This is a genomic window from Actinomyces urogenitalis DSM 15434, from assembly GCF_000159035.1.
Taxonomy (GTDB): domain Bacteria; phylum Actinomycetota; class Actinomycetes; order Actinomycetales; family Actinomycetaceae; genus Actinomyces; species Actinomyces urogenitalis.
In genome coordinates this window covers 293,960-305,407 of the sequence record NZ_DS999575.1, presented here as the reverse complement: position 1 = coordinate 305,407, position 11,448 = coordinate 293,960, and the positions used below count along the sequence as shown (strand labels likewise).

Genomic DNA, 11,448 nt, shown 5'->3' with positions numbered 1-11,448 from the left:
CTGGCCTGCGACGCTCCGCAGGCCTGGCGTGCGCTGCCCGTCCTGGCAGCACGGTTGAAGGCGGCCCTGGCGGAGGGCCGGGCCTGTGACGGCGTGGTCGGCGTGCAGCCGCAGGACGACTCAGGCCGTCACGTCCAGCACCTGGTTGGCATCTACCGCACAGAGGCCTTGCGCGCGCTCGTGGCGCCGGGCGGAGTGGGCCTGAGGGACGTCTCGGTGCACCGGACCTTGGGACGCCTGAACCTGGGCTACGTGGACCTGGCCCAGGAAGCGGGCCTGGACCAGGCGGCGCAGGACCTGGACACCTGGGAGCAGGTGCGCCAGTGGGAGCGCGAGGGGCGGTAGGGCCCGGCGCCCACGGCGCCGAGGCTTCTTAGTGGTCCCCGCCGCCTAGCTGCTCCAGCACGTGGGGCACCAGAGGACCGATCACGGTGACCGCGTCCTTGACGCCGCCTCGCGAGCCCGGGGCGTTGACCACGAGCGCGCCGTCCGCGCCCCGTCCTGTGACCCCGATGAGCCCACGCGACAGCCCCGCCAGAGGGGTCTTGCTCAGCCCGTAGTCACGCACCTGCGCCTCCAGGCCCTCCAGGCGGGTCTGAAGCAGAGGCGCCGTCGCCTCGGGAGTCAGGTCCATGGGGGTCACGCCCGTGCCACCGGTGGTGAGCACCACCCGCGCCCCCTGAGCCACGGCCTCGCTCACGGCTCGGCGGATGGCGGCGACGTCGTCGGGCACCACGCGCACCCGCTCAACCTGGACCCCGTAGCCAGCCAGCAGCCGCTGCGCCAGCGGTCCGGACAGGTCCTCACGGCGACCCGCAGCGCAGCGGTCCGACACCGTGATGACGGCTCCACGCACCGGGGTGTCCAGCGTCTTGAGCGCCTTCTGGACAACCTCCGCCGCCTCGGGCTGCTCCTCCCCCGCGGCAGCAGCCTGCCGTGGCAGACGAGGCTCGTGAGCAGTCGGTGGGGCAGCGTGCGTCATGGCCCCACCGTAGCGACCCTGACCGGGTTTGCCCAGACGATTTATTTAGAGCATTCGATCATTACTATTTTGGGGATGACCGTAAAAAATACGGGCGCCTCCATCCTTGCAATCCCAAGGCTCTTCCGCATCTGTCGCGGGGTGCGCCGTCTCCACCGATCATGGTAGGTGACCGCTGCCGCCCCGCCGGATCCTGAGATAGGACCACCATGAGCAACGCCGCCTCCCGGCCCTCACCGGCCCCAGATGCCGCCTCCCACCCGACCGCCCTGGGCACCAGTGGACGTGTCCTGGCGGGCTGGGACCCTGAGGACCCAGCTCACTGGGACAAGGCCATTGCCTGGCGCACCCTGGCGATCTCCACCTTCTCCATGGTCATCGCCTTCTGCGTCTTCTTCCTTGTCTCAGCCATCGCACCCAAGCTGCGCCTCATCGGCTTCGACCTGACCCCGGGCCAGCTCTACTGGCTCACCGCCATGCCAGGCCTGTCTGGCGGGCTCATCCGTCTGGTCTACATGTTCCTGCCTCCGATCTTGGGCACACGCAAGCTGGTGGGCATCTCCTCACTGCTCTACGTCATCCCCATGCTCGGCTGGTTCTTCGCCGTCCAGGACACCTCCACCCCCTACGCTGTCCTGCTGGTGCTGTCCTTCATGTGCGGCATCGGCGGCGGCACCTTCTCCGGCTACATGCCCTCCACCGGCTACTTCTTCCCCAAGCGCCTGTCCGGCACCGCCCTCAACCTCCAAGCCGGCATCGGCAACCTCGGCATGTCCCTCATCCAGCTCGCCGGCCCCTGGCTCATGGGCTTCGGGCTGCTGGGCATCACCTTCATCGCCCCACAGCGTCAGGCCGACGACACCGCGATCTTCGTCCACAACGCCGCGATCTTCTTTGTCCCCTGGGCGCTGGCCGCCGCGGCGCTCGCCTTCACCCTGCTCAAGGACGTCCCCGTCACGGCCAACATCCGCGCCCAGCTGTCCTTTTTCTCCAACCCGAACACGTGGTACATGACGATGCTCTACGTCCTGACCTTCGGGCTCTTCTCCGGCTTCGCCGCGCAGTTCGGCCTGCTGGTCAACAACACCTTCGGAGCCTCCTCGCCCTTGGCCGAGCAGGGCTTTGACAACCTGCCGCTAGGCGCCACCTACGCCTTCCTCGGCCCACTGATCGGCTCAGTGGTACGCATGGCCTGGGGCCCGCTGTGCGACCGCTTCTCCGGAGGGCTGTGGACCTTCATCTCCGCGCTCGGCATGGCGGTCACGCTGGCCTGGGCCTCGCTCTACATGCACCCTGACTCCCCCGCGGAGTTCACACCCTTCCTGTGGGCCATGCTGGCCATGTTCTTCTTCGCCGGCATCGGCAACGCCGGCACCTTCAAGCAGATGCCCATGATCATGCCCCGCCTCCAGGCCGGCGGCGCAATCGGCTTCACCGCAGCAATCGCCTGCTTCGGCCCCTTCTTCGTCGGCGTGGCGCTGTCCGCCCTGGACGCCGGAACCTGGCTGGCCCTCTGCGCCGCCTACTCCGCCGTGTGCGCCGTCGTGTGCTGGATCCGCTACGCCCGCCCCGGCGCCCCCTTCCGCGGCTGAGGCCCAGCGCCGAGCCTCAGCCGCCCACCGACCTCACCGTCCCCGCCTCAAGGAGCAGCGATGACCGACTCCCCCTCCTCCCAGCCCGTGGTCCCCGGACCTGAGACCCCCGTGCAGTCCGTGCCCGGGCTGTTCGCGCTCGGTTCCTATCTGCGCCGAGGCAAGCCCTCAAAGGACGCACGCCGCCTGTTCCTGGAGGGCGGCCGCGAGGCGGACACCTTCTACCGCCGGCGCTGGAGCCACGACAAGATGGTCCACTCCACCCACGGGGTCAACTGCACCGGCTCATGCGCCTGGGAGGTCTACGTGACCGACGGCGTCATCACCTGGGAGAAGCAGGTCACCGACTACCCCACCACCGGACCGGACATGCCCGAGTACGAGCCCCGTGGCTGCCCGCGCGGGGCGTCCTTCTCCTGGTACACCTACTCCCCCACGCGCATCCGCTACCCCTACGTCCGCTCGGTGCTGCTGGACGCCTTCCGCGCCGCGCGCCAGCGTCTGGGCGGCGACGCCGTGGCCGCCTGGGCCGAGGTCACCAGTGACCCGGTCACCTCCCGCGCCTACAAGTCCGCCCGCGGCAAGGGAGGGATGGTGCGCGTGGGTTGGGACGAGGCCATGGACATCATCGCCGCGGCCTACGTCCACACCATTCGCACCTGGGGCCCGGACCGCTGCGCCGGCTTCTCCGTCATCCCAGCCATGTCCATGCTCTCCTACGGTGCCGGCGCGCGCTTCCACGAGCTCATCGGCGCCACCATGCTCTCCTTCTACGACTGGTACGCCGACCTGCCCCCTGCCTCCCCGCAGGTCTTCGGGGACCAGACCGACGTGCCCGAGGCCGGGGACTGGTACAACTCCCAGTACCTCATCATGTGGGGCTCCAACCTGCCGCTCACCCGTACCCCCGACGCCCACTTCATGACCGAGGCGCGCTACCACGGCCAGAAGGTCGTCGCGGTCTCCCCCGACTACGCCGACAACACTAAGTTCGCCGACCAGTGGCTGCGAGTGGCGCCGGGCACCGACGGGGCACTGGGCATGGCCATGGGCCACGTCATCCTCTCCGAGTTCCACGTCGGCCAGGGCGAGCCCTTCTTCCTGGACTACATGCGCCGTCACACCGACTCCCCCTTCCTCATCGACCTGGAGGCCCGCGACGACGGCGCTTACGTCCCTGGCCGATTCCTCACCGCCGACTGCGTGCCCGGCTCAGCCGCCGAGGACGCCACCCGCAACGAGTTCCGCCCGCTGGTGTGGGACCGCGAGCGCGGACCGGCTGATCCCGGTGGAACCCTGGCCGACCGCTTCACCCCGCAGGGCGAGGGCCGGTGGAACCTCCTCATGGAGGGCGTGGATCCGGTCATGAGCATGATGGAGCTGTCCGAGCCCGGCGCGGCCGACGGCGTCGTCGAGGCCGTCGAGGTGCTGCTGCCGCGCTTTGACCTGCCCAGCTCAGCCACCCCCACCGGGAGCGTGGGCGGCGGCATCCTGCGCCGCGGCGTACCGGCCACACGCCTGGCTGACGGGCGAATGGTGACCACCGTCTACGACCTCCTGCTGGCCAACTACGCCGTCAAGCGGGAGGGCCTGCCGGGCCAGTGGCCTGCGGACTACCAGGACGCCACGGTGCCAGGCACCCCGGCCTGGGCGAGCGAGCTGACGGGCGTGTCCGGACCGGCCATGATCCGAGTGGCCCGGGAGTTCGCGCGCAACTCCATCGAGTCCGGCGGCCGCTCCCAGATCGTCATGGGCGCGGGGATCAACCACTACTACCACGCCGATGAGATCTACCGCACGATCCTGGCGCTGACCTCGATGTGCGCCACCCAGGGGGTCAACGGCGGCGGCTGGGCCCACTACGTGGGTCAGGAGAAGGTCCGTCCCATCGCCGGCTGGTCCCAGTTCGCCTTCGCCCTGGACTGGGTGCGCCCGGCCCGGCAGATGATCTCCACGGGCTTCTGGTACCTGACCACCGACCAGTGGCGCTATGACGCCACCCCGGCCGAGCGCCTGGCCTCACCACTGGGGGCCGGGAGCCTGGCCGGCAAGACCACCGCGGACACGATGGTGGAGTCCATGAAGCGCGGGTGGACCCCCTCCTACCCCACCTTCAACCGCAGTCCTCTGCTCCTGGGCCAGCAGGCCAGGCAGGCCGGGATGGACCCGGCGGACTACGTCGTCGACCAGCTTGAGCGCGGCGAGCTGCGCTTTGCCTGCGAGGACCCGGACGCCGAGGAGAACTTCCCGCGGATCCTGGCCTCGTGGCGCACCAACCTGCTGGGGTCCTCGGCCAAGGGCACGGAGTTCTTCCTGCGTCACATGGTGGGCGCTGACAATGACGTCCAGGCCACCGAGACCCCGCAGGGCAGGCGTCCGGTCTCCATGACCTGGCGGGACCAGGCCCCGCAGGGCAAGCTCGACCTCATGTGGACCGCGGACTTCCGCACAACCTCCACCACCCTGCACTCCGACGTCGTCCTGCCGGCGGCGACCTGGTACGAGAAGTACGACCTGTCCACCACGGACATGCACCCCTTCATCCACTCCTTCAACGAGGCGATCACCCCGCCGTGGCAGGCGCGTACCGACTTCGCGATCTACCAGCAGCTGGCAGGCATGATCGCCCAGTGGGCACCGAAGTACCTGGGCACGCAGACCGACGTCGTCGCCGCCCCGCTGACCCACGACACCCCGGACGCGATGACCATGGCCCACGGGGACGTGTCCCGCCTGCCCCACCAGTGGGTGCCCGGGGTGACCATGCCCAAGCTCATCGCGGTCGAGCGTGACTACACCCAGCTGCTCAACAAGTTCAACACGATCGGGCCGCTGGTGGAGTCCCCCGGCATCCCCACCAAGGGGATCATGCTGGTGCCGGACAAGGAGATCGAGGCGCTGCGCCGCGCTCACGGCACGGGCGAGGGCGCTGGGAAGGCACGTCCGCTCATTGACACCCCGATCAAGGCCGGCGACGCCGTCATGCACATGTCCGGAGCCACCAACGGGCGCCTGGCCACACAGGGATGGCAGACCCTCTCCCGCCGCACGGGCACGCAGCTGGCGAGCCTGAGCCAGGAGGAGGCCGGCAAGCAGGTCACCTTCGCCCAGACGCAGAGCCGCCCCCAGCCCGTCATCACCACACCCGAGTGGTCAGGCTCGGAGCACGGCGGACGGCGTTACAGCGCTTTCGTGGTCAACGTCGAGCACGCCAAGCCCTGGCACACGCTGACCGGGCGGATGCACTACTACCTCGATCACGACTGGATGCGGGACATGGGCGAGGCCCTACCCACCTTCCGCCCACCGTTGGACTTCACCACCCTCTACGGAGAGCAGTCGCCGGGCACGGTCAGCTCCGCACAGTCGGGCCAGGCGCAGGTGGCCGTGCGGTACATCACTGCACACAACAAGTGGGCCATCCACTCCCAGTACTACGACAACCTCCACATGCTCACCCTGGGGCGTGGGGGCCAGACGATCTGGATGAGCCCGCAGGACGCCGAGACCATCGGCGTCAGGGACAACGAGTGGGTCGAGGCCTACAACCGCAACGGCGTCGTCGCCGCGCGTGCCATCGTCTCCCATCGCATCCCGCAAGGCACGGTCTTCATGTACCACGCCCAGGAACGCACGATGAACACGCCGCTGACCGAGTCCACCGGTAAACGCGGAGGCACGCACAACTCGCTCACGCGCATCGTCCTCAAGCCCTCGCACTTCGCCGGCGGCTACGCCCAGCTGTCCTACGCCTTCAACTACATCGGCCCCACCGGCAACAACCGTGACGAGGTCACGGTCATCCGCCGCCGCTCCAACCAGGAGGTGACCTTCTGATGAAGGTGATGGCTCAGATCGGCATGATCATGAACCTCGACAAGTGCATCGGGTGCCACACCTGCTCGGTCACCTGCAAGCAGGCGTGGACCAACCGCGAGGGCACGGAGTACATGTGGTTCAACAACGTCGAGACCCGTCCGGGCGTGGGCTACCCGCGCTCCTGGGAGGACCAGGAGCGGTGGAAGGGTGGCTGGGTCCGCACGGCCAACGGGCGGCTGGTCCCACGTGGAGGCGGGCGGCTGCGCAAGCTGGCCACGATCTTCGCCAACCCGCAGATGCCTGGGGTCGAGGACTACTACGAGCCGTGGACGTATGAGTACGACAAGCTGCTCTCAGCCCCTCAGAACAGCGCCACGCTGCCGGTCGCACGGGCCAAGAGCCAGCTGACGGGCCAGTACATGCCCACGATCTCCTGGGGCCCGAACTGGGACGACGACCTGGGCGGCTCGATGGAGACCCTGGCCGAGGACCCGGTCCTGGCCGGGATGAACGAGAAGGTCCGCACCGAGATCGACCAGGCCTTCATGTTCTACCTGCCGCGCATCTGCGAGCACTGCCTCAACCCCACCTGCGTGGCGGCCTGCCCGAGCGGCGCGATGTACAAGCGCAGCGAGGACGGGATCGTGCTGGTGGACCAGGACGCCTGCCGTGGCTGGCGCATGTGCGTGTCCGCCTGCCCTTACAAGAAGGTCTACTTCAACCACGCCACCGGCAAGGCGGAGAAGTGCACGCTGTGCTACCCCCGGCTGGAGGTGGGCGAGCCCACCGTGTGCTCGGAGACCTGCGTGGGGCGCCTGCGCTACCTCGGCGTGCTGCTCTACGACGCCGATCGGGTCTCCCAGGCCGCGGCCGTGGCCGACCCGCAGGACCTGTACATGGCCCAGCGGGAGATCCTGCTCGACCCTCATGATCCCGCCGTCGTCGAGGCTGCGCGGGCCGAGGGCGTGCCGGCCAGCTGGATCGAGGCCGCCCAGGCCTCCCCGTTGTGGGACCTCATCCAGACCTACGAGGTCGCCCTGCCTCTGCACCCGGAGTACCGCACCATGCCGATGGTCTGGTACATCCCGCCGCTGTCCCCCGTGGTGGACGAGGTCGCCTCCACCGGCATGGACGCCGAGGACCACCGCGTGCTGCTGGCGGCGGTAGCGGATATGCGCATCCCGTTGGAGTACCTGGCCGGGTTGCTGACCGCCGGGGACACCAACCCCGTCGAGCTCTCGCTGCGCAGGCTCGCCGCCATGCGCTGTCATATGCGCGAGGTGACGCTGGGACGTACCCCTGACCCGGCGATCGCCGCAGCGGTAGGAGTCACGGGCGAGCACCTGGAGGCGATGTACCGGCTGCTGGCCATCGCCAAGTACGACGACCGCTACGTCATCCCCACCACCTCCCCCGAGGTGCCCCGCGGTATGGCGGCGATGGGACCGGACGTGCGCACGCTGCTGGGCCAGGGAGCCCCGGCCGGCTGCCACACGGTGGCCTCCTTCCACGGCCAGGCCGGCCCTGAGGCGGACTCACCGCTGACGACGCCGGTCATGCTGCCCGTCCCGGTGGTGCGCCGTGAGCCGGTGCCTGCTCCTTCCGGCCCCGCAGCCGGTACCGGCTACCGGCAGGAGCAGTGAGAGCCGTGCTGCCCCTGACCGAGCACCAGCGCGCCACCGTGCACATGGCCGCCTCACTGCTGCTGGACTACCCGGGTGAGGAGTCCTTCACCGCTCGCCTGGACGCCGTCGAGCAGGCTCTGGGCGCGCCCGGCAGCCTCCCCGCCACGGTGCGTGAGCCCCTGGAAACCTTTGTCCGCGGTGCCCGCGAGCGCGGCCAGCGCGCCATGGCCGAGCACTACGTGGCGACCTTTGACCAGCGCCGGCGCTGCTGCCTGTACCTGAGCTACTACGCGGTGGGCGACACCCGGCACCGTGGTGCCGCGATCCTGGCCTTCAAGGAGGCCCTGGCGGCAACCGGCTACGAGATGGACCGTGACGAGCTGCCGGACTACCTGCCGGTGGTGCTGGAGCTGTCAGCCCGCTGCGGTGGTGACGAGGTAGCCCAGGTGCTGCTCTCCTCCCACCGCGAGGGCCTGGAGGTGCTGCGCACGGCCCTGACCCAGGCGACCAGCCCCTATGCCGGCCTCGTGGAGGCGGTGTGCCTGACCCTGCCCGAGATCGACCAGGCCACCGCCCAGCGCGTGCGCGCGCTGGTGTCTGCCGGGCCGCCTACCGAGACCGTCGGGGTCACCGACCTCCTGCCCTTCCCCACCACTCCCGTCCGTTACCCCACCGCGCCAGCCCGAGGGGCTGGCCAACCCGCTGCTCGTCGGCAGGAGGAACGCGCATGAGCACCTTCGAGTCCGCCGTCGTCTGGACGGCACTGCCTTATGTCTGCCTCGTCCTGCTCGTGGTGGGGCTGGTGTGGCGCTACCGCACCGACCAGTTCGGCTGGACCAGCCGCTCCTCGCAGTGGAACGAGTCGGCGATCCTGCGTTGGGCCTCACCGCTGTTCCACGTCGGCATCCTGCTGGTGGGGGCGGGCCACGTCATGGGCCTGCTTCTGCCCAAGAGCTGGACCGAGGCGGCAGGGATACCGGAGCACGTGTACCACCTGGCCGCCGTGATCCCGGGCACGATCGCCGGGATCATGACGGTGGTGGGCCTGGTGGGGCTGCTCTATCGTCGCGTGGTCGTGAAGTCGGTGCGCCTGGCCACGACCACCAATGACACGATCATGTACGTCCTGCTGGCGGTCCCGATCCTCCTGGGAGCCTGGGCAACGGCCTCCACCCAGCTCCTGGGCGGCCTGGACGGGGGCTACGACTACCGTGAGTCCATCAGCCCCTGGCTGCGCTCGATCCTCACCCTCCAGCCTGACGCCTCGCTCATGGCCGAGGTCCCGCTGGTCTTCAAGGCTCATATCGTGGCGGGGCTGCTCCTGTTCGCGATCTGGCCCTTCACTCGGCTGGTCCATGTGGTCTCGGCACCGGTGGGCTACGTGACGCGGCCCTACGTGGTCTACCGCTCCCGTCCTGCGGGACCGACCTCCTCGGTCTACCGGCCGGGCTGGAGGCCGGTGCGTACCCAGGGCACCGGCAACCAGGGGGACGACGACCTCGCCCCGTCCCAGGGGGCGTGAGCGCAGCTGGCGGCGCAGGCTGACTTCTATACTGGCGGCGGCGCCATCGTCCCTGCCAGCCAGGCAGGCCCATGACGGCGCCCGGGGGGAGCGGGACCGGGGCGGGAGCCTGGCGGGCCGTTCCTCGCAATCCTCCTCATCCCCGAAAGGAACGCCATGCGCAGCTCACGCCGCACCGTAGTGACCACCTTGTCCGCCCTGACCCTGGCCGCCGCTGCGCTGGCCGGATGCGGGTCCGGCGCCACTTCCTCCCAGGCCTCCGCCACCGCCGACGACCAGGCCTCCGCCACCTCGCTGTCCGGTGAGCTGACGGTCTTCGCCGCCGCCTCCCTGCAGGACGCCTTCGAGGAGCTGGCCGACGACTTCACGGCGCAGCACCCGGACCTCTCCGTCACCTTCGACTTCCAGGGCTCCCAGGACCTGGTCTCCGCCCTGGCCGAGGGCAGCACCGCGGACGTCCTGGCCACTGCCAACACCTCGACGATGAAGGACGCCACCGAGCAGGACCTGGTGGGCCAGTCCACCGAGTTCGCCACCAACGTGCTCACCCTGATCGTGCCCGCGGGCAACCCGGCTGGCGTCACCGGCCTGGACTCCTCCCTGGAGGGGGCTGACCTGGTCATCTGCGCCCCGGCCGTGCCCTGTGGTGAGGCGACGGCAAAGCTTGCCGACGAGCTCGGCGTCACCCTCAGCCCGGTCTCCGAGGAGCAGAAGGTCACGGACGTGCGAGGCAAGGTCGAGTCCGGCGAGGCGGACGCCGGCATCGTCTACACCACCGACGCCGCGGACGCCGGGGACAAGGTGGAGTCCATCGCCCTGCCCGATAACTCCGTGGTCAACCACTACCCCATCGCCGTGACCAAGAACGCGGCCCAGGCCGAGGCCGCCCAGGCCTTCGTCGACTTCATCCTGTCCGAGGCGGGCCAGAAGGTCCTCCAGGACACCTACGGCTTCGGCGCGCCGGCGTCCAAGTGAGGCAGCTGCCCCGCCTCGTCCTGGTCCTCGCCCTGCTGGGCGGGGCCGTGATCGTGCTGCCGCTGGCCGGACTGGGCACACGCGTGGCCTGGACCGAGCTTCCCGTGCTGCTGGGCTCTGACTCGGCCCAGGCGGCTCTGGGGCTGTCCTTGCGCACCTGCCTGGTCTCCACGCTCATCAGCGTGGCGCTCGGGGTTCCCAGCGCCCTGGTGCTCTCACGGTCCTGGCCCGGGGTGCGCCTGGCTCGGGTGCTCGCGGTGCTGCCCATGACCATGCCGCCGGTCGTGGCTGGTATCGCGCTGCTGGCGACGCTGGGCAAGCGTGGCGTGCTCGGCCCCGTCCTGGACGAGCTCGGCCTCCAGGTCTCCTTCACCACCGCCGCGGTGGTCATCGCGCAGGTCTTCGTCTCCATGCCCTACCTCGTGGTGACCCTGGAGGCGGCGCTGCGCTCACGCGACACCCACGCCGAGACCATCGCCCGCACCCTGGGGGCTGGTCCCTGGACGCTCCTGGGCCGGATCACGCTGCCGCTGGTGGCCCCGGCACTGGCACGCGGCACGGCCCTCGCCCTGGGGCGCAGCCTCGGGGAGTTCGGGGCGACGATCGCCTTCGCTGGTTCCAAGGAGGGGGTGACCCGCACGATGCCGCTGGCGATCTACCTGGAGCGCGAGAACGACACCGCCACCTCCCTGGCCCTGGCGGTGGTGCTCATCGCTCTGTCCTTCGTCGTCGTGGGCGCCACCAACGTCCCCTGGCCGCAGCTGGTCCTGCGCCTGAGGCCGCCTCGCCCGGAGCCCACCACGGTCACCAGCCAGGCGGGTGCAGGGCGGCGAGAGGTGAGCGAGGCCGTGCCACGGGGCCGCCAGGTCCGCCTGGCCTTCTCCTCGCGCGAGCGCGGCGTCGCCGTCGACCTCACGGTGCCAGCCGGTGGGG

The 11,448-nt window shown here is 69.8% G+C and carries 8 protein-coding genes and 1 pseudogene; 8 read left to right on the top strand and 1 reads right to left on the bottom strand.

The features are described 5' to 3' along the window. Window positions 1-345 (top strand): annotated as a pseudogene (locus HMPREF0058_RS12750) (hypothetical protein); the annotation flags it as partial. Window positions 346-373: 28 nt separating this feature from the next. Here HMPREF0058_RS12750 and HMPREF0058_RS07260 read toward each other — a convergent pair. After that, on the bottom strand, window positions 374-982 hold the full coding sequence (locus tag HMPREF0058_RS07260) for a MogA/MoaB family molybdenum cofactor biosynthesis protein (RefSeq protein ID WP_006549108.1): 609 nt from the start codon (window positions 980-982) through the stop codon (window positions 374-376). A gap of 209 nt (window positions 983-1,191) precedes the next feature. Between HMPREF0058_RS07260 and HMPREF0058_RS07255 the strand changes: the two genes are divergently transcribed. From HMPREF0058_RS07255 to modB, 7 genes are all read left to right on the top strand, one after another. Continuing rightward, entirely contained in the window at window positions 1,192-2,574 is a 1,383-nt protein-coding gene (locus HMPREF0058_RS07255; RefSeq protein WP_006549107.1) for an MFS transporter, read from the top strand. A 60-nt stretch (window positions 2,575-2,634) separates the two neighbouring features. Next, the gene (locus HMPREF0058_RS07250) at window positions 2,635-6,411 is read left to right on the top strand and encodes a nitrate reductase subunit alpha (RefSeq protein ID WP_006549106.1); all 3,777 of its coding nucleotides are present in this window, start codon (window positions 2,635-2,637) and stop codon (window positions 6,409-6,411) included. Further along, entirely contained in the window at window positions 6,411-8,036 is a 1,626-nt protein-coding gene (narH, locus tag HMPREF0058_RS07245) for a nitrate reductase subunit beta (protein ID WP_006549105.1), read from the top strand. Before HMPREF0058_RS07250 ends, narH begins: the two co-directional genes overlap by 1 nt. 44 nt (window positions 8,037-8,080) lie before the next feature. Further along, entirely contained in the window at window positions 8,081-8,749 is a 669-nt protein-coding gene (gene narJ / locus HMPREF0058_RS07240) for a nitrate reductase molybdenum cofactor assembly chaperone (RefSeq protein ID WP_024036647.1), read from the top strand. Continuing rightward, window positions 8,746-9,540 carry a respiratory nitrate reductase subunit gamma gene (gene narI / locus HMPREF0058_RS07235; protein ID WP_006549103.1) on the top strand — a complete coding sequence of 265 codons (795 nt, stop codon included), beginning with the start codon at window positions 8,746-8,748 and terminating at the stop codon, window positions 9,538-9,540. The genes narJ and narI overlap by 4 nt, the downstream gene beginning before the upstream one ends. Before the next feature lie 156 nt (window positions 9,541-9,696). Next, entirely contained in the window at window positions 9,697-10,515 is an 819-nt protein-coding gene (gene modA / locus HMPREF0058_RS07230; protein ID WP_006549102.1) for a molybdate ABC transporter substrate-binding protein, read from the top strand. Further along, window positions 10,512-11,448: molybdate ABC transporter permease subunit (modB, locus tag HMPREF0058_RS07225; protein ID WP_006549101.1), on the top strand; the 937-nt coding region annotated here is incomplete at its 3' end. The genes modA and modB, both read left to right, overlap by 4 nt.